At 59.0% G+C, this 17,250-nt stretch carries 18 protein-coding genes, 1 tRNA gene and 1 other RNA gene; 6 read left to right on the forward strand and 14 right to left on the reverse strand.

The annotated features are described in order from the left end of the window. Nucleotides 1-33: 33 nt before the first annotated feature. From HMPREF1249_RS05805 to HMPREF1249_RS05820, 5 genes are all read right to left on the reverse strand, one after another. Nucleotides 34-819 (reverse strand): YidC/Oxa1 family membrane protein insertase, encoded by a 786-nt coding sequence (locus tag HMPREF1249_RS05805; protein WP_008520874.1) that lies wholly within the window; start codon nt 817-819, stop codon nt 34-36. Beyond that, complete coding sequence (gene yidD / locus HMPREF1249_RS07870; RefSeq protein ID WP_081465268.1) at nt 816-1,091, reverse strand: membrane protein insertion efficiency factor YidD; 276 nt, start codon at nt 1,089-1,091, stop codon at nt 816-818. Before yidD ends, HMPREF1249_RS05805 begins: the two co-directional genes overlap by 4 nt. Next, nucleotides 1,060-1,455, reverse strand: coding sequence for a ribonuclease P protein component (locus HMPREF1249_RS05810; protein WP_008520870.1), 396 nt, complete (start codon nt 1,453-1,455; stop codon nt 1,060-1,062). Before HMPREF1249_RS05810 ends, yidD begins: the two co-directional genes overlap by 32 nt. Continuing rightward, on the reverse strand, nt 1,445-1,579 hold the full coding sequence (gene rpmH, locus HMPREF1249_RS05815) for a 50S ribosomal protein L34 (protein WP_008520868.1): 135 nt from the start codon (nt 1,577-1,579) through the stop codon (nt 1,445-1,447). The genes HMPREF1249_RS05810 and rpmH overlap by 11 nt, the downstream gene beginning before the upstream one ends. 86 nt (nt 1,580-1,665) lie before the next feature. Further along, nucleotides 1,666-3,585: an ATP-dependent DNA helicase gene (locus tag HMPREF1249_RS05820; protein WP_008522753.1), complete on the reverse strand. Its 1,920-nt coding sequence runs from the start codon at nt 3,583-3,585 to the stop codon at nt 1,666-1,668. A 111-nt stretch (nt 3,586-3,696) separates the two neighbouring features. Between HMPREF1249_RS05820 and rpsT the strand changes: the two genes are divergently transcribed. Further along, a complete protein-coding gene (rpsT, locus tag HMPREF1249_RS05825; protein ID WP_008520864.1) occupies nt 3,697-3,963 on the forward strand; it encodes a 30S ribosomal protein S20 in 267 nt (88 codons plus the stop codon). A 52-nt stretch (nt 3,964-4,015) separates the two neighbouring features. Here the strand turns inward: rpsT and HMPREF1249_RS05830 are convergent, their stop codons facing one another. The 5 genes from HMPREF1249_RS05830 to HMPREF1249_RS05850 all read right to left on the reverse strand — a co-directional run bounded on the left by HMPREF1249_RS05830 (nt 4,016) and on the right by HMPREF1249_RS05850 (nt 9,918). Then, the gene (locus tag HMPREF1249_RS05830; RefSeq protein WP_021775982.1) at nt 4,016-4,933 is read right to left on the reverse strand and encodes a DNA polymerase III subunit delta; all 918 of its coding nucleotides are present in this window, start codon (nt 4,931-4,933) and stop codon (nt 4,016-4,018) included. Further along, on the reverse strand, nt 4,934-7,444 hold the full coding sequence (gene leuS / locus HMPREF1249_RS05835; protein ID WP_008522746.1) for a leucine--tRNA ligase: 2,511 nt from the start codon (nt 7,442-7,444) through the stop codon (nt 4,934-4,936). After that, nucleotides 7,441-8,865, reverse strand: a complete 1,425-nt coding sequence (radA, locus tag HMPREF1249_RS05840) for a DNA repair protein RadA (RefSeq protein ID WP_008522744.1) — start codon at nt 8,863-8,865, stop codon at nt 7,441-7,443. Before radA ends, leuS begins: the two co-directional genes overlap by 4 nt. Before the next feature lies 1 nt (nt 8,866). After that, a complete protein-coding gene (locus HMPREF1249_RS05845; protein ID WP_008520857.1) occupies nt 8,867-9,364 on the reverse strand; it encodes an adenosine-specific kinase in 498 nt (165 codons plus the stop codon). A gap of 119 nt (nt 9,365-9,483) precedes the next feature. Further along, entirely contained in the window at nt 9,484-9,918 is a 435-nt protein-coding gene (locus tag HMPREF1249_RS05850) for an OmpH family outer membrane protein (protein WP_021775979.1), read from the reverse strand. A 271-nt stretch (nt 9,919-10,189) separates the two neighbouring features. On the opposite strand from HMPREF1249_RS05850, the gene HMPREF1249_RS05855 reads away from it, so the two are divergent. Beyond that, the gene (locus HMPREF1249_RS05855; protein WP_008522742.1) at nt 10,190-11,344 is read left to right on the forward strand and encodes a copper resistance protein NlpE N-terminal domain-containing protein; all 1,155 of its coding nucleotides are present in this window, start codon (nt 10,190-10,192) and stop codon (nt 11,342-11,344) included. 81 nt (nt 11,345-11,425) lie between these two features. Here the strand turns inward: HMPREF1249_RS05855 and HMPREF1249_RS05860 are convergent, their stop codons facing one another. Beyond that, a complete protein-coding gene (locus HMPREF1249_RS05860; RefSeq protein ID WP_008520848.1) occupies nt 11,426-12,700 on the reverse strand; it encodes a hemolysin family protein in 1,275 nt (424 codons plus the stop codon). A gap of 33 nt (nt 12,701-12,733) precedes the next feature. Continuing rightward, nucleotides 12,734-13,909 (reverse strand): coenzyme F420-0:L-glutamate ligase, encoded by a 1,176-nt coding sequence (locus HMPREF1249_RS05865; RefSeq protein WP_021775973.1) that lies wholly within the window; start codon nt 13,907-13,909, stop codon nt 12,734-12,736. Nucleotides 13,910-14,068: 159 nt separating this feature from the next. Between HMPREF1249_RS05865 and HMPREF1249_RS05870 the strand changes: the two genes are divergently transcribed. The 4 genes from HMPREF1249_RS05870 to ssrA all read left to right on the forward strand — a co-directional run bounded on the left by HMPREF1249_RS05870 (nt 14,069) and on the right by ssrA (nt 15,650). Then, nucleotides 14,069-14,623, forward strand: a complete 555-nt coding sequence (locus tag HMPREF1249_RS05870; RefSeq protein ID WP_008522736.1) for a hypothetical protein — start codon at nt 14,069-14,071, stop codon at nt 14,621-14,623. Between the two features lie 50 nt (nt 14,624-14,673). Then, nucleotides 14,674-14,751: transfer RNA gene (locus HMPREF1249_RS05875), tRNA-Pro, on the forward strand. Nucleotides 14,752-14,824: 73 nt separating this feature from the next. Continuing rightward, a complete protein-coding gene (gene smpB / locus HMPREF1249_RS05880) occupies nt 14,825-15,295 on the forward strand; it encodes an SsrA-binding protein SmpB (RefSeq protein ID WP_008520843.1) in 471 nt (156 codons plus the stop codon). A gap of 34 nt (nt 15,296-15,329) precedes the next feature. Further along, nucleotides 15,330-15,650, forward strand: a transfer-messenger RNA (tmRNA) gene (gene ssrA, locus HMPREF1249_RS07875). Nucleotides 15,651-15,792: 142 nt separating this feature from the next. On the opposite strand, the gene HMPREF1249_RS05885 is transcribed toward ssrA, so the two are convergent. Together HMPREF1249_RS05885 and HMPREF1249_RS08165 are read right to left on the reverse strand one after the other, a co-directional pair. Continuing rightward, the gene (locus HMPREF1249_RS05885) at nt 15,793-16,491 is read right to left on the reverse strand and encodes a hypothetical protein (RefSeq protein ID WP_155887017.1); all 699 of its coding nucleotides are present in this window, start codon (nt 16,489-16,491) and stop codon (nt 15,793-15,795) included. A gap of 503 nt (nt 16,492-16,994) precedes the next feature. Beyond that, nucleotides 16,995-17,117, reverse strand: coding sequence for a hypothetical protein (locus HMPREF1249_RS08165; RefSeq protein ID WP_021775977.1), 123 nt, complete (start codon nt 17,115-17,117; stop codon nt 16,995-16,997). Between the last annotated feature and the right edge of the window lie 133 nt (nt 17,118-17,250).

Raw genomic sequence — 17,250 nt, forward strand, 5'->3', positions numbered from 1 at the left:
TACCTCCTCCGCTGACAACCGCAGGGACAGCGGTCAATCGCTTTCCTTCTTCGGACGGTCCTTCAGAAGAACTGGCTTCTCCTCGTTCTCCACCTTTCGGACAACTTGAATCTGCTGAATGGCCGCCAGCAGGCTCGACGCGGCCCAGTACAGGGCGACGCCGCCGGGCAAACTCAGGCAGATAAACGCCATCAGGATGGGCATAAAAACGAGCATGGCGCCCATCTGCTGGTTTCCAGCCGAGCTCATCTTCTGCTGAAGCCACGTGAGGTAGCAGATCAAAATCACAAGGGCCAAGTTGGGCAGCCAGATCAGGACGTTCGACAGCCCTGACGGATTCTTGAAGACGTGGCTCATCAGAGCGAAGAATCCCAGTTCAGACGGGTTATTAAACGCAAAGCCGGTCGCCTGAGCCAGCTGCGTGTACACCGATCCTTCGAGCGAAATGCCGAAGAACGACGCGCCGCCAAAGGAGGACGTGCGAAGGACCTGAAACAGCAGAATAAGGATAGGCAGCTGAATCAGCAGGGGAAGGCACCCAGAAGCCGGGTTCACCTTGTTCTCCCGGTAAAGCGCCATCGTCTCCCGGCCGAGAGTTTCCCGGTCATTGGCGTACTTTTCCTGAAGGACCTTAATTCGCGGCTGAAGCTTCTGCATCTTCTGCATGCTGACCATCTGCTTCTTGTTCAGCGGGTGCAGAACAGCGCGGATGATCAGCGTCAGAATGAGGATTGCCCATCCCCATGAGCCGACCACGCTGTAAATCAACGAAAGAAAATCATATAAGGCTTTGCTGGCTGCTGCCCACACGGCATTCACCTCTCCTTAACGGTTGTCGTCCCCTCGCCCGGTTTCGGCACTGGATCATAGCCGCCGGGAGACCAAGGACCGCATCGTACAATACGCTTTAAGGCAAGCCACAGGCCCTTCAACGGGCCGTGCAACTGTATCGCCTGACGAGCGTACTCTGAACAGCTGGGGAAAAAACGACACTTTCCGCGTCCCAACAGCGGTGAAATGCCGAGCTGATAAAACCGAATGCAGCCAGACAGAACTCTTTCAAGGATTCCAGAGAGGCTCAGCCGGAACATCGGTCAACAATCCGCGGCTCAATAAAAGCCGGCGCAAATCTTGATACACCAAAGGCGCCGGCGCAGTCAATCCCGTTTCTGACAGGGAAGCGACAATCCACAGTCCCTGCCGAACCCACGGGTGAAGCCGGCGAATGGCCTCCCGCAGAAGCCGGCGGCCATGAACCCGTCCGTTGGCTTTTGCGAGCCGCTTTCCAACCGCCAGCCCCCACCGGGTCTTCCCGTCAGGGGCCTGAACATAGAGCAACCGCACCAACTGGCCGCGAAGCCGCCCCTTGGTGCGGAAGACCGTGTCAAACTCCCAGGATTTTCTGAGTCGGATCTCTTTGGGATACGAGAACGGCGTCCTTAGGTTACACTGCAAGCCGCTTGCGGCCTTTGGCCCGACGATTCGCCAAAACGGCCCGCCCGCCGACAGAGCGGCTCCGGGCCAAAAATCCCATGGACCGTTTCCGAGGCCGGTTGTGAGGCTGAAAAGTCTGTTTCATGCAAGACACCTCCAGAGGCAGAAGAGGTTCCCCCTGCCGAGATTATTAAGCTAACTGGGAAACTATAACACATCACGGTTGACCTATCAACAGGAAGGTGCCGTCTTCACCACGACTCTTTTCAAAGGAGCAGGCGGTAGAGAGTCGATGAACTTCCACTGCTGTTTCTGAGTGATCCGCGAGTCCAGAATAACGACTCGGCCGTGGTCTGTTTTCGATCGAATCAGCCGTCCCATGGCCTGACGAAGCCTCATTTTCGCCCCAGGCAACTCGACGGCGGTGAAGTACTTTCCGCCCTCAAGGGCTCGGCGCGCTTGGACTATCGGATCGTCAGGGTGCGAAAAGGGAATCCGATCGATGATGACCTGCGTCAGAGCGTCGCCCGCCACGTCTACGCCTTCCCGAAACGACGCTAGCCCGACGAGCACCTTCGCTTCCCCGTCGTTTTTCCGGAACTGGGCAAGCAGCTCGGCGCTCGGCTTGTCCCCTTGGGCGAGCACGCAATAGCCGTCGGCAGAGGCGTGACCTTTCAAATATCCAGCGACGCTTTCAAGCAGCCGCCGCGACGACAGGAGAACGAGCGTTGCCCCTTTGTTCCTGACGCAGTACCGGCGGCATACTTTCGCCACCCGCTCACCGTATTCTCGGTCCATGACACGGACCCCTAAGTCGACCACGTGCACTGACATCTGCTCCGATAAATTGAACGGCGACGGCATAATCCGAGTCTCATCAGGCCACAGTCCCGTCTCTGCAGCCCAAAAGTTGAACTTTCCGTCCACCGTCATGGTAGCCGACACGGCCACGATCTTCGGGGCGTCAGGCGTATCCAATACCTCAGAAATCATCGGCGCCCCTGTGACCGGCGAACACTTCAGGCTTTCGTGATCGTGCCAGTACGCCCACTCGGGCCATCGGGACGTATCACAGCACTGGTTCAGCCGCCGGGCCATGTCAGAAAGGCCAAGCGCCCACTGGACGGCCGGCAGATTCCCCTCGTCGTCCTCTGCGGCCGGGTGGGACAAAACGCGTTCAGCCAGCCTTGACGCGCCGCCAGTCAGCTCGCCGCCGGACGCCAGAACGCGGTCGCTGTAGGGGTTGTTCGGCGAATTTTCCGGCTGAGGAAGCTGAAGGTACAAGAAAAGCTCTTCCGCCTGAGCTCGAAGTGACGTCAAGACGTCAGCCAGCGCCTTTTCCGAATCGCCTTCGGACGTCTCCAAAAGGCTTTTGACCGCCGGCGGGACGTGGCGCAGGACGTGATCCCATTCCCCACGCCGTGACGAGACCGCCGCAACGGACCGGGCGGACGCCGACATGGCGTGAGCCTCATCGCAGACAATTAGGTCGCAGGGAATCGGAAATTCCTCGCCGTCGAGCCGGTACGCGAAATACTTGTGATAGTTTGACACCACCACGTCGCTCTCGGACGCCCGACGCATCGCCCGGCGGTAGAAGCATCGGTCCCGGCACGGACAGAGCTTTCCCAGACAGGTCTGGTGGCTTGAGACGATTCGGGCGAGGACCGGATGATTCGCCGACAGCGACAGTTCGGCCAAGTCCCCCGTCTCCGTCTCGCCGCTCCACGCGACGATTCGTTGGGACAATTGGCCGTCGTCACCGTCAAACGACAGAAAGCCCTCGTCGCCAAGCGACAGGGCTTTTCGCAGACAAGCGTAGTGTCCTCTGCCCTTCAGCAGACAGCACCGCAGCTCGAGGCCAAGGGCGGCCTGCAGCGCTGGGATATCCTTATCCGCCAGCTGCTCCTGAAGCGTCACGCTGGAAGTCAGGACGAGGAGCCGCCGCCCGTACCGCTGCGCCCAAAGCATCGCCGGCACCATGACCGCGTAGGTTTTCCCCGTGCCGGTCGGAGCCTCGGCGGCAAAGACTCTTTCGTCCGAAAGAAGAAACTGGCTGATTGCGTCGGCCAGTTCGCCCTGTCCTTCCCTCACCTCAAACTCCGGCATGCCCATTGACAGCAGCCCGTCAGAGCCGAAAATATCTTCCATGCAATCACCACAATTTTTTGGTACAATAGCCCCACATTTGCGCAGAGGTTTATTGCAGATCTTCTGCTCAACGTGATAGAATGCTTTAGTCGTACGAGGAGGTGAAATCAGGTGCCTAACAAGAAATCAGCGATCAGGCGAGTTCGGACGTCAGAGCGCAACCGGCTTTACAACCGTTACTGGAAGAGCCGCTGCAAGACGGCCGTCAAGCGCGTGCTTGAGTCCGTTGCCGCTGGCGACAGCGAGCTGGCCGTCAAGCGTCTGGACGCGGCCCAGTCGGTGCTGGACAAGGCCGTTGTGAAGGGCGTTATCCACAAGAACACCGCTGCCCGCCGCAAGTCCAGACTGTCCAACAAGGTTAAAAGCCTGAACGCTTAACCTCACTCGTCAAGCAAACCGAAACACCCGACGCCGGAAACGGCGTCTTTTTTTATGCCCGCCGACAGGCGGAGAGGCCGCCCAACAGAGCGATCTCCAGCCCGTTCCACCCCTGCCCGTCGCCGGTCCTCTCGGCCATCGAAAGCCGAACCAGCTCGCCGGTTAACAGGGCTAGGACATGCGGCGGCCATCGCCGGGCCGTTTTGCAGGCAATTCGGGTTTGATAATCGGTGAGCCCCAAAGCCTTTTGGAGCCCTTCCCCAAGCCACGTGACATACCATGCAGCTCTGACCCGTTTGTGCAGGGCGCTCAGCACGATGATCAGCTCTTGACGCAGGCGGAGGCTTTCTAAGCTCTTTTTAACCCCTTCCAAGCTGGCGTCAGCGACCGCGTCCAACAGATCCAGCAAAGCCCGGCCGCCCTCGTCGCTGGACAGCTGGTTCACTTCGGCGACGCCGATCGGCGCGCCGGGGAACGCCAGTTTAAACTTGTCGAGTTCGCCGCGCAGCTCCTCTTCGTCCTCGATCCAGTCGACTAAAAGAGCCGCGGCGTCTCTGGACAGCCGGATGCCCTCTTGGCGTCCTAGCTGCACCAGCCACTCCCGGCGGCGGTCAGGCCACGTCGGAGCCGGCTCGTTCTTTACAACCCGACAGGCCGCATAGGCGGCCTTGCCAAGGAGTTTTTGAGGCGACTTTTCGTATAGGAGCAGGACGGCAACGTCGTCCTGCTCCCCTATTTTTGCCGGCCAGTCGGCGGGAAGCGGCCCAAGGCTCAGGCCGTCTTCCACGACGATGGCCCGTTTCGCGTCGAACAGGCCGCAGGCGCAGCTTTCCGCGGCGAGCTGTCCCCATGAGGATGTCTGATACCGCCGATCCAGCGAGAACCCTTCGCTAGCAAGCCGAGCCAGCTCGTCGTCCAACAGGCGCTTTTGCGCGCCGCTTGGAGCGACGATCACGACGAGCCGTGGCATTTAGCGGACGACCAAATTGACCAGCTTGCCCGGCACGACGATGGACTTGACGATTGAGACGCCTTCAAGCCGCTTCTGAACTTCCGGCGACGCCAGCACGGCGGACAGCAAGTCTTCCTTGGAAAGGCCGGCAGGCAGCTCTAGTAGCTCCCGCTTCTTTCCGTTGATCTGAACGGCTATGGGGTTTGTCGTCTCTGCCGTCAGCGACTGGTCGTGCTTCGGCCACGGCTGGTCCGCAACGCTCGGCTCGTTGCCTAAAACGGTTGACCAAAGCTCTTCCGCCAAATGCGGCGCGTACGGGGCCAGCAGCAGGGTGAACGGCTCCAGCACCTGACGCGGGCAGTCATCAGCCCGACTCACTTCGTTGATCAGCGTCATCATCTGGGCAATAGCCGTGTTGAAGTTCAGGCTCTCGGTGTCATCGCTCACCTTCTGAATCGTCTTGTGAAGCAGTTTTGCTGTCTCCGCGTCCAGAGGCCGGTCAGTCAGCGGCTTGGAAGCGTACCGGCACACTTTCTCGAGGAACCGCTGAACTCCCGCGACACCCTGGGTCGACCACGGTTTGGACATCTGAAGCGGCCCCATGAACATCTCGTACAGCCGTAGCGTATCTGCGCCGTGATCGCGAATCACGTCGTCCGGGTTGATGACGTTTTTGAGGGACTTGGACATTTTGGCAATGACCCGTTCAAGTGGCTCTCCGGTCGCCCGCTCGACAAACCGATCCGGTGCCGTTTCTTCTACTTCATCGGTGGGAACCAGCGTCTTGTTGGGCCTCTGGTAGGCGTAGGAAGTAATCATTCCCTGATTCACCAGCCGGGAGAAGGGCTCGTCGGTGTTCACAAGCCCCAGATCGAAAAACACCTTGTGCCAGAAACGGGCGTACAGCAGGTGCAGCACCGCGTGCTCGGCGCCTCCGACGTACAGATCAACCGGCATCCAGTAGTCAATAGCTTCTTTCGAGGCGAATTCCTTTTCGTTCCGCGGATCCAGATACCGAAGGTAATACCAGCACGATCCAGCCCACTGGGGCATCGTGTTGGTCTCCCGCTTGGCCGGCCCGCCGCAGCAGGGACAGGTCGTGTTCACCCACGAGGAAACGGCCGCCAAAGGCGACTCGCCTGTGCCTGTCGGGACGTACTTTTCGACTTCCGGCAGCCGCAGCGGTAGCTGATCTTCCGGCACCGGGACGATGCCGCATTTCGGGCAGTGAACCAGCGGAATCGGCTCGCCCCAGTACCGCTGGCGCGAGAAGATCCAGTCCCTCAGCTTGTAGTTGACCGCTCGGCGGCCGATGTGTTTTTCCTCCAGCCAGTCGATCATCCGCTCGATGGCCTCTGCTTTGCGGAGGCCGTTCAGGAACTCGGAGTTTATCAGCTCGCCGTCTTCTTCCAACGGCTCTTTCTGCGCGTCGCCGCCGGAAAGAACTTGGACGATCGGCAGGCCGTAAACTTTCGCAAACTCCCAGTCGCGCCGGTCGTGGGCAGGAACCGCCATGATAGCCCCGGTGCCGTACGATACCATGACGTAGTCGGCAATCCACAGGGGAATCTTCTTCCCGGTCACCGGGTTAATCGCCCAAGCGCCGGTGAAAACGCCGGTCTTTTCCTTGTTCAGCTCGGTCCGCTCAAGGTCCGACTTGAGCGCGGCGCGGGCAATGTACTCTTCCACTTGCTTCCTGCATTCGTCCGTCGTCAGTTCTTTGACGAGCGGGTGCTCGGGAGCCAGAACCATGTAGGTGGCGCCGAACAGCGTGTCAGGCCGGGTCGTGTACACGGTCAGCGTCTTGTCGCTGCCATCAATCCTGAAGGTCACTTCTGCCCCAACGCTCTTGCCGATCCAGTTGCGCTGCATGGCCTTGATTGCCTCCGGCCAGTCCAGCTTGTCCACGTCCTGCAGAAGCCGCTCAGCGTACTCGGTGATCTTCAAAACCCACTGGCGCATGTTGCGCCGGACCACATGAGAACCGCACCGCTCGCAGTGTCCTTCCTTGACCTCTTCGTTCGCCAAACCGGTCATGCATGAGGGACACCAGTTGATCGGCGTTTCTGCCTCGTAGGCCAGCCCTTTTCGGTACATTTGGAGAAACAGCCACTGGGTCCACCGATAGTACTCCGGCTGATGGGTCGCCACCTCTCGGCTCCAGTCGTAACAAAAGCCCAACGATTTAATCTGCTGCCGGAAGCGGTTAATATTCGCCTCGGTCGTCACTCTGGGGTGAGTTCCCGTTTTGATAGCGTAGTTTTCAGCCGGAAGGCCGAACGAGTCGAACCCCATCGGATGAAGGACGTTGTATCCGTTCATGCGAAGATAGCGGCAGTAAATGTCCGTCGCCGTGTAGCCCTCCGGATGACCGACGTGCAGGCCGGCTCCGGACGGGTAAGGGAACATATCCAGCACGTACCGCCGTTTCTCCGGCGGAACAGACGGATCTTCCTTCACTTGGAACGTGTTGTGCTCCTCCCAGTACTTCTGCCACTTCTTTTCGATTGCAGTGAAATCGTAGTTCATATCCCGCGTCTCTCCTCTGTCGACTTCTTCGCCTCGTCGTCCCGTTTATTTTTTCTGCTTGTTCCAGCGCCGCCAGCGGCGGCGCCCAATTCCCTCAAAACGTCCCCCAGCGTCGCCAAACGAATCAGCTCGAGCTGCCCGCATGGCGCCTCTTTTTCCCGGCTGCTGATGATCACTCGCCGAAATCCGAGCCGCTCCGCCTCCTTGAGGCGGGATCCAAGAGCCGTCACAGGGCGCAACTCTCCGGCCAACCCCACCTCGGCCAGCAGACAGCAGTCCGGCCCGATAGGGACGCCGCTCACTGCCGAAGCTAGCGCCGCGGCGACCGCCAAATCGGCCGCCGGATCCCTCACTTCTAAGCCACCGGCCACGTTGCAGTACAGGTCGCTTTTCCCTGCCGGAAGGCCGCACCGGCTCTCAAGGACGGCCAAAAGAAGTTGAAGCTTGTTTGCGCCGACGCCCATTCCCATCCGGCGCGGGTACGCGAACTCCGACTGAGCCGCAAGGGCCTGAATCTCCGCCACGAGCGGCCGGGAGCCTTCCAACAAAACCGTCATCGCGACGCCTGAAACGGTGCTGTCCGACCTGTTCCAGTACAGGTAGCTGGGATCTGAGACCTCGACCAGCCCTTCGCCGCCCATTTCAAAAATTCCGAGCTCGTCGGTACCGCCGTATCGGTTCTTGCTCGCCCTCAGAGTGCGGTACAGGGACGTCTTCTCGCCGCTGAACATGATCACCGTGTCAACCATGTGTTCCAAAAGCATCGGCCCGGCAAGACGGCCTTCTTTGGTGATGTGCCCGACAAGCACGGTCGGAACGCCCGACGTCTTGGCGAAATCCAGACACCTCTGCGCCACCGCCCGAACCTGAGTCGGCGTGCCGGGCCAGCCGTCCTCGTCCTGAGCTCTCATGGCCTGAACGCTGTCCACAACCAACAGGGCGTGATCCGAGACCAGCTGAAGCGCCTCGTCAATGACCGTGTGACAGCACACTTCCAGCCCGTCGTGCAGCACGCCGAGCCGGGCAGCCCGCAAGCCGAGCTGTCCGGCCGATTCTTCTCCTGAAACGTAGATCACTTTTGAGCCTGCCGCCGTCATCGCCCCGCAGACCTGCAGGAGAAGCGTCGACTTGCCGATTCCAGGCTGGCCGCCTAAAAGCACGACCCCGCCGGGCACCCAGCCGCCGCCGAGCACCCGATCTAGTTCTCCAATCCCTGACGGCGTCCTGACCGGCGCGGGAATGTCCCGTATTGATTCGGGGGTAAGCACCCGAGGAGCGCCGCCCGCCCGGTTCTGGACGACGGTCGGCCGCTCTTCCGCCATCGTGCCCCAGCTTCCGCAGCTCGGGCACCTGCCGGAAGGGTACAAGCCGGTATATCCGCACTCGCTGCAGACGTACCGGCGAACGTCCTTTTTCGGCATGTTAGCGCTTATAGCCGATGATCTTCCTCAGCAGGTCTTTTCGGGCCACGACGTCAGCTTCCGTTTCTACCCCTTGAGGGAGGAACCCGTCAATAACACCTAAGATCCCTCGCCCCTGCTCGGACGAGCAGACGACGACCTGAAGGGGGTTTGCCGTCGCGGCGAAAATCCGGCAGACTTCCTGACAGTTCTTGACCGCCTGAAGGACGTTGATCGGATAGCCGTTTTTCAGCACGATGACGAAGCTGTGCCCGCAGCTCAGCGCCTGAGCGTTCCTCACGGCACAGGCCTTGAGCTCGTCATCGTTGCCGTCCGACCGAATCAGGCAGTCACCGGACGCCTCGCAGAAACCGATACCGAACTTGAGGTACGGCGAGGACGTGACCAGCGCCTCGTAAAGGTCTTCAACCGTTTTGATGAAGTGGCTCTGCCCGACAATCAGGTTGCCGTCTTCAGGAATTTCAAGCGACACAAGTTCCATCTTTTTGATCTCTGCCATGGGGTTGCCTCCTCACTGGCGTTAGGCCATTGTATTCACTATTCTAACCCACCGGCGCGGAATAAACAAAAAGCGCTTCTCCGCTACGAGAACGGAGAAGCGCACTTGTTTGTTAGCCCTTAATTGCTGCCGGCGCTGACTTTTTTAACTTCCTGAATCACGTCGTCGGTCAGATCCAAGCCGCCGAAGAACGTCGCCGCCTTGTCGACGACAACCGTGCACTTTTTGTTCTTGGCAACAGTCCGAATGGCCAGATTGATGTCCTTGAAAATCGGGGCCATCAGCTTCTGCTCTTCCATCGCAGCTTCCTGCTTCTTCTGCGTGAAGATCTTGACCTTCTCCTGATTGTCTTTTGCTTTCTCGATGCCGGCTTTGGCCTCGTTCTGCTTGTTGTCCATGATGGTCTTGATACGGGCCTGAGCGCTCTCGAACTTGGGGTGAGAAACGAGGATCCTCTGGGGTTCGATGACGCCGACTGTGTCAGCTGCCAACGCCGCCCCAGCCGACAAAACTACCAACGTCGCGCAAGCAGCCAGAACTTTTGTGAGTTTCATTAAAAAACCTCCCGTGAACATTCCAGATATGAACCGATTCGGTTCGAGGGCGCGCAAACCGTCCGTTCACCGATATTGTAGGAGAATCACGCCTCTTTATCAACCACAGAAATGTCCGCAAAAATAATATATGCATATTCACCGAGCGCTAATCGGCCTAATTTTTGTTCCCTCTGTCCTTTTTCCGCGGGCAGTCAGATATAATATTTGCACCGTAGAAGTCATACGCGTTATCAACACAAATTTGACACGACACGAAAGGAAGAAAACAATGAAACTATCTCGCTTCTCCGCACTTTGTCTCGCCTCAGCCCTCGCGGCAGCCTCTGCTGCTCCGGCCGGCGCGTCGAGCCCTCTCCTTCAGGGGATCGCTGATGTAGCCAAGGACTCCGCTATCAACGCTGTCACCGATAAGGTCAGCGACGTCATCTCCGGAACAGTGGACGGAGCTCTTTCCGGCGGCTCTTCGACCCCGGACTACGAGAGAGCGCCCAAGCCGAAGAAGATCACCTCGCTGGCCAACACGAACTGGCACGGCGTTTTCCCTGCCGCTTCCGGCTCTGGCGTGGACGTGACCGTCAGCTTTGCCGGCAACGGACTGTACCGCCGAGTTGACAAGTACCTGACCGATCGGCCGTACTCGACGTTCGTCGAAATGGGCACTTGGAATGTAGCCTCCGGCAAACTGGCTGCGCTCGTGTCCTCCAGCGGCGACAAGACCTGGTTCATGCTCGACAAGAAAGGTTCGCTCGTCCTGTCTGACGAAAAAGGCGCTCCCATTACCGAGGACTCGCTGAACTACAAACTGAACTACAGCGAAGACGCAAACCTTTTCAACGATGATCGCTTCGTGGACGTGAACTCCCAGGTGACCTTCGCCGGCAAGACGCAGAACGAGAAGGACAAGAAAGAAAACGCCGTTCTGACCCTTCGCGGCGACTCGTCCTACCGGTTCAAAGAAACACTCGACGCTAAGAAGGCACAGCCCGTCTACTCGTGGGGCCGCTGGGCTCAGCTCAACCACAAGACCATCCTGCTGACCGACGCGAGCGGCGCTGCCCGGTACATCATCGCCACCGACAAGGGCTGTTCGCTTGGCTCGGGCAAATCGGAGCGGCCGTTCAACAAGTCCCTCGTCATGACTCGGACGACTGAGGCTGACCTGACCAACGTCGCGCTGGACATGGCCGGCATTTACCAGAAGAGCGCCGACGGCGAGACCATGAACGTAGCCGGCCTGACCTATGCGGTCAAAGACTCCGCCGCGGCCCAAAAGATCGCTTCCTGTTGGACCCTCAAGAAGATGACCTCTCCTGCCAAGGCGACCTTCAAAGGCCATTTTGAGACCGTCAGGTCTCAGACCGGACGTCTCCGGCTCATGTTGGTCATCGACGCGGCCTACAAACTGGCCGACCAGACACTTTAAACCTCGTATCGCGCACAAACAAGCACAAACAACAAGAGGCGCGGCCTACAAAGGCCGCGCCTCTTTCTTTTTTATCGTCGGTCAACTGCCGACTGGCGCCGACTGACTGGCAGCGCCTGAAACCTTGGTGATACGGACGCGGGAAATCCGCTGGCCCGCCGTCTTCACGACCTCGAACGAGTAAGGCCCCCACTGAATCGACGCTCCCAGCTCGGGGAAGACCTTGAACTCCTCCAGCATCCACCCGTTCAGCGTCGGCGACTCGGTATCGGGAATCTCCATAGTCCCAAGGAACTTGAAGAACAGGTCCTCGATGTAGATATCGCCCACCGCCAACCAGGCATTGCCGTCGATCTGCGTCACGTACTCCTTGATGTCGTCCAGCTCGTCGTAAATCTCGCCCAGGAGCTCTTCCATCAAGTCTTCCAGCGTGATGATGCCCGACGTGCCGCCGTAGTCGTCCAAGACGACCGCCATGTGCGTCCGGTTCGTCTTCAGAATACGGAACGCGTCAAGCAGGCTCGTCTCGCCGGACACCAGAAGGGGCTTTGCCATGCAGGCGCGAAGGTTCAGCGGCTCGCCGGCTACCACTTTTTCCAGCACGATCTTCTCGTTCAGGACGCCGATAATGTTGTCGGTCGTCCCCTCGTACACTGGGATTCGGGTGTAGTGATTTTTCAGAATCAACGACAGGGCGAGCTCCGACGACTCGTCCACGTCCAGCGCGAACAGGTCAACCCGCGGCGTCTGAACTTCCCACACCTTCAGTTCGTTGAAGTTGATCGCGTTCTCGATCAGCTCGCGCTCAACCCGAGGCAAGGTGTTCTCCTTCGCCATATCGTCCACAATGCTCAGCAGCTCGTCGTGGGTCACGCTCGGCGACGCCGCCTTGGAAGACGACAGCCCCCGCAGCTGTTCGGTAATGCTCTGGGTAACCCACGTGAACGGTTTGAACAGCACCGACAGTAGCCGAATGGCCGGCGACGCCCGAAGGGCAAACGTCTCCGCGTGATCCTTCACAAACGCCTTCGGGAGAATCTCGCAGAAGATAATGATCAGCACGGTCATAATCGCCGTGGAATACAGAGCGCCGACCGGCCCAAAGACCGACGCCAGCGCGGCGGTAACAACCGCGGTATTGAGGATATCAACCACGTTGCCGCCGATGAGGATCACCGAAATGGTCCGGCTGAAATCCTTCACCAGCTCCATCGTTCGCGACGCGCCGGGAGTCCCCTCGTCGACGAACCGGCGAAGACGGACTTTGTTCAGACTTGAATAGGCCATGTCCGCGGCGGAGAAAAACGCCGACAGCAAGATCAGGCACACGACCAAAACGAGCATGGAAAACAGCATTCCCAACGAACCTCCCCGGCAGTTACTCAGGCGCTACTGCACGATGTAGCTGTCAAAGTATCCCGAAATATAGATAACAGGCGTTCCCTTATCGCCCGAGCCGGAAACGAGATCGCACAGCGACCCTACCAGATCGCTCAGCCGGCGGGGCGTCGTCCCCAGCCCGGTTTTGTCCGACCGGGACGTCTTCGCCTTTGCCTGGATTGCCTCGGTGACCGCCTGAAGCGGCGTCTTATCTCCCGCGTTGTCGGCCACGTACTTGAACTTGATCTCGTGAGGCATACCGATCAGCCCAGATGTGCAGGCTGGCGAGACAACCGGATCGGCCAGCTCCCAGATGCCGCCCACCGGATCCTTGAACGCGCCGTCGCCGTACACCAAAACGTCGATCTGACGGCCCGTCTGCCGCCGAAGCTCTTCCTGCAGGTCGGCCACAAACGCCTCGCAGTCTCTGGGGAACAGCTTTACCACGCCGGCGCGGGAGTAGTTTGACCCCAGCAGGCCGAACCGGTCGTTCCAGCCTCGCCCTTCCTGAGGCGCAGCGCAGATCTGATCAAGGGTGATCACCTTCGCGCCCAGCCACTCCAAGACCTGACGGTGCAGATTCCGATCGTGAATCGACGCGACGATAACCTGTTTCGCGTAGCTCAGCGCCGCCTTCGGCGACTGGGCAAAGTGAACCTTGATCTTCTCCGGCGCGACCGACTTGTACAGCTCCACGTAGTCCAGCCCGGTAAACGGGTGCGTCCACGTGCCGAAAACCCGCCGGAACTCGTCCTCGTCAAAGGCTGAATCTGACAGCAAATGTGCCTTCTCGTAGAACTCCTGCCGGTCCATCACGCCGTTGCCGACCTCGTCGCACGGATACGACAGCACGAGGTGCAGCGTACCCCGCACCCCCGCGACGATCCCCTTCAGCAGCTCAAGAAAGCGGTTCCGACTCAAAATTGGGAACAGAAGAACCGCGTCGCCCTCGTCGGTCAGCCGGGCGACGTCCTGAGCGATATCCTCAGTCGTCACGTAGTTTCCCTGCGCTCTAGCCACCAGCGACTCGGTCACCCCAACGATATCCCGATCCTTAAACTTAAAGCCGTCCGGTTCGCTCGCCGCCGCTTCCATCAGCGAGTTCACGACAATTTTCTTCAGGTCGTCACCGCTCATGACGACAGGCAGACGAATTCCCCGGGCAACTGTTCCAATGTGTCGCATTTCTCATATCTCCCCGAACTGCAGAATAGCACGTCTCAACGGCGTGGTTCATCAAACAGAACTCATTTTATCATGCCCAAAGCCGCTCCGTGCCGTCAGACGGTTTGTTTTGTGATATGCTTGTCCCGCAAAGGACAGAAAGTCAGGAGGTGGATCGCCATGGCAGGAAACGAAACGGGAGACTTCTTCTCCTTTGGCTCCTTGATGGGCTCTCCCAACAAGCTCGACTATCCAGACTGGACCATCAAATTGACGCGTCAGATCAGCGGCTGGTTCAGCCAGCGGTTCACCCTCTCGGACGGCTACGAAGCGCCCTACGACGAAGCTGTTCGCAGCGAACCTGAACTGCTCTTCGACCGGCTCAATTGGGTCAACGACCACGCCTGTCTCCTGCCCAGCTCCCGACGCCCTAGGCCGCGCGACGAAGCGGCCGTCGTATGGCTTGGAGAGGTCGACCTCGATGGCGCGATGCGTTGGGCCCTCGACTACGCCCTGCTGTTCTCAGGCCGACGGTGCCGACGAGCCTGGATATTGACCGATTGCTGGATCCCCTGCGACGTGCTCGACTACAGCGACCACATCGCCTCGCTGGCAGACCAGCAGATCGTTCTCCGCTTTCTTTTGATAACGCCTTGGGGATGGCTTGAGCTGCCGCTCAGCGAAGACTGGTCGTCTGGACGCCTGTCTCTCTTCAGGGGAAGAAGCCGCAAATAATCCGCCCTGCTTGACGGATTTCCTCCCCTGAGGTACAATGCGCCTCGTGTCGGGGTGTAGCGCAGTCTGGTTAGCGCGCCTCGTTCGGGACGAGGAGGTCGGAGGTTCGAATCCTCTCACCCCGACCATTCAAGAAAACAGGCAGATCCCGGCGGAAGCGTCGGGGTCTGTTTTTTTAGAAAGAACGCAAAGGAGGCCATCATGCCGAACTCGCCGGACGACAAGGTCGCCGCAGTCAACAGAAAAGCCCGACACGACTACGAGATTCTGGAGACGATGGAATGCGGCCTCGTGCTGACCGGCACGGAGATTAAGTCCATCCGGGCCGGACGGGCCAACCTCAAAGACGGGTACGCCAAATTCAAGGACGGCGAACTGTGGCTTGAAAACGTCCACATTTCCCCCTACGAGAAGGCCACCGCATGGGTCAAAGTTGAGCCGCACCGAGCGCGCAAACTGCTGCTTCACCGTCGGGAGCTCCGCCGGCTCCAGGCAAAAGTCAAAGAGCGGGGCTTCACCCTCGTGCCGCTCAAGCTCTACGTCAAAGGCGGCAAACTTGCCAAAATTGAACTGGGCCTCGCGCGGGGAAAGAGTGCCGCAGACCGCCGGGACGACATCAGAGAGCGGGACGTTCAGCGCTCCATCGCCAGAGAACTGAGGAACAGAAACTGACCTGAGAATCAATGTGATATAATCAACGTGAACCGGGGGCGACCGGTTTCGACTGGTATGGCGGAAGTCTGGGAGCAGGCCGAGCGACGGGCGTTACCCGTCAAACATAAGAACTGACAACGATTTCGCACTGGCTGCGTAAGCACGCGGCCGCCCAAACGGAGAGGGAGCGCTCGCGCCTCCCGGGCGGGCTAATCATCGCGGGCAGCGTCATTTCCTTCCATCCGCAGCACCCGATACCCTTCTGTCGGTCAGGCGTCGGGCGCAGCGCGTTAAAAGAGATCGTCTAAGCCTGTAGCCGCCCATTCGTACCCGTTATGTCAGGACCGGAGTTCGATTCTCCGCGCCTCCACCATCTGAATACGTTAAAACGCGGTCAAGCGACCGCGTTTTATTTTTTGCCCTGCTGTTTTCTGTCCGTCGCGTGGACGCCAAGCGAAGCAGTCCAAAGTCCGCAGTCATATCGCTGCCGCCGCGTCTCAAGACTACCCGCGCGGTCAGACTGGGCCGTCAAGTTCGTCTTTAGGCCTGATAGGCCGAACGCGCTTCTGCCTGTCCGCCCGCGTGCGCGCGACGTCTGCGATTGGCTGATAATACCCGAGCGTGTTGGGGCCAAGCTTTGAGCCGGTGCGCAGAGGAGCGATTTTCTCGAGTTGCTTTGTGATGTCCCTAATTCGCGTCAGCTGTTCTCCCTGCGTCGGGACGTGGTCGGGCGTCATGCCGCCTTCATCGCGCAGGTTGAACTTGCCTTCTCTGATGAGTTTCACGAGGTCAGGTGTTTCTTCAGTCGTCACTTTGTAAGAGGCCTCAATCGGTGATGACTGTTCAGACTTAGGAGCTTCCGCGCCGCCGGCGATGGAGTACTCGACGTCCGTTGTTTCGTTAGGCGATATTGCGTATTCTGTGCCTGTTTCCTTGACAACGTCACGCGGCGGCGCTACTCTTTGATTAGAAAACGGTTCTTCTTGAGATAGAGCACTCGGGGGCACTTGGAGCCCCGATGAGTTCTCTATCTTTTGAAGAGCCGTTTCGTTTTCAATCGATAAGCCAGCGCCCTTGACTTCTTCCGGCGATGGGGTTACACTAAAATCACCGGGTCGGTGGAGGGGGGCATCCCCCTGTGAATCCGATTGGTCGGTCGGTGTTCCCGAATGCCCGGTGAGAACACCCTGTTCCTCAAGAAGAGTGGCCTTCAATCGTTCGCTTTGTTCGTCAAGCGATCGCGTTGAAGGCCTTTTTTTATACTTCTGTCTCAAAAGGGCGTGAGTGCCGGTCTCCCCTTATTGAATTAACGACGATATTCCTCTGCCACAGCTTTTATCCTCGTTCCGGCCGGCGCCCTTGACTTTCCCATACTATCGAAGTATAGTGGCCTCACCGGGTCGGTGGAGGGGGGCACTCCCCTGTGAAGCCGATTGGTCGGAAGGTGTTCCCGAGTGCCCGGTGCGAATACCTCTTACAAGAATTTTGTGGCCTTCAGCCGCCCGCTTTATTCACCAAGCGAACGCGTTGAAGGCCTTATTTTTACCTTTCTGGATCCAACGGGAGTGACGTCGGTTTCGCTCTCCCCTCTGCCGCCGTTTTCTCCGCGTTCAAGCCCCGTCCTGACGCTTCGTCATGGACGGGGCTTCCCCTTTCCATGAGCCGCTCTCCGGCCGAGGCGTTCTTGAGCCATCATATCACTGTGCCTCTCAGCAGGTTAGGCGCCTGAGGCCACGGCTCCGCCCCACTTGATCGTCGCTAGGAGGACAACTAACGCCCCACCGGGGAAAATTTCATCACGGCTCCCTTCTCGCTGGACCTCCGCAGAGAGATCCGCCAAAGGATCCTCCTTCTGTCGTTTGCCGTCCTTTCGCTTGAGCTCGGCTGGCTCCGTCGGCCCCTTCGAGTTTTCTCCCCCTCGCGTCAGGTCGGCCCAGCGCGGCGGAACACGCGCCTTTCACCTGCCCACGCCG

It is taken from the genome of Jonquetella sp. BV3C21 (assembly GCF_000468895.1).
GTDB lineage: Bacteria > Synergistota > Synergistia > Synergistales > Dethiosulfovibrionaceae > Jonquetella > Jonquetella anthropi.

Coding starts and splice junctions, on each gene's coding strand:
- yidD (WP_081465268.1), bottom strand. CDS start 1,091: ATGTTCCGGCTGAGCCTCTCTGGAATCCTTGAAAGAGTTCTGTCTGGC.
- rpmH (WP_008520868.1), bottom strand. CDS start 1,579: ATGAAACAGACTTTTCAGCCTCACAACCGGCCTCGGAAACGGTCCATG.
- HMPREF1249_RS05820 (WP_008522753.1), bottom strand. CDS start 3,585: ATGGAAGATATTTTCGGCTCTGACGGGCTGCTGTCAATGGGCATGCCG.
- HMPREF1249_RS05830 (WP_021775982.1), bottom strand. CDS start 4,933: ATGCCACGGCTCGTCGTGATCGTCGCTCCAAGCGGCGCGCAAAAGCGC.
- leuS (WP_008522746.1), bottom strand. CDS start 7,444: ATGAACTACGATTTCACTGCAATCGAAAAGAAGTGGCAGAAGTACTGG.
- radA (WP_008522744.1), bottom strand. CDS start 8,865: ATGCCGAAAAAGGACGTTCGCCGGTACGTCTGCAGCGAGTGCGGATAT.
- HMPREF1249_RS05845 (WP_008520857.1), bottom strand. CDS start 9,364: ATGGCAGAGATCAAAAAGATGGAACTTGTGTCGCTTGAAATTCCTGAA.
- HMPREF1249_RS05850 (WP_021775979.1), bottom strand. CDS start 9,918: ATGAAACTCACAAAAGTTCTGGCTGCTTGCGCGACGTTGGTAGTTTTG.
- HMPREF1249_RS05855 (WP_008522742.1), top strand. CDS start 10,190: ATGAAACTATCTCGCTTCTCCGCACTTTGTCTCGCCTCAGCCCTCGCG.
- HMPREF1249_RS05860 (WP_008520848.1), bottom strand. CDS start 12,700: ATGCTGTTTTCCATGCTCGTTTTGGTCGTGTGCCTGATCTTGCTGTCG.
- HMPREF1249_RS05865 (WP_021775973.1), bottom strand. CDS start 13,909: ATGCGACACATTGGAACAGTTGCCCGGGGAATTCGTCTGCCTGTCGTC.
- HMPREF1249_RS05870 (WP_008522736.1), top strand. CDS start 14,069: ATGGCAGGAAACGAAACGGGAGACTTCTTCTCCTTTGGCTCCTTGATG.
- smpB (WP_008520843.1), top strand. CDS start 14,825: ATGCCGAACTCGCCGGACGACAAGGTCGCCGCAGTCAACAGAAAAGCC.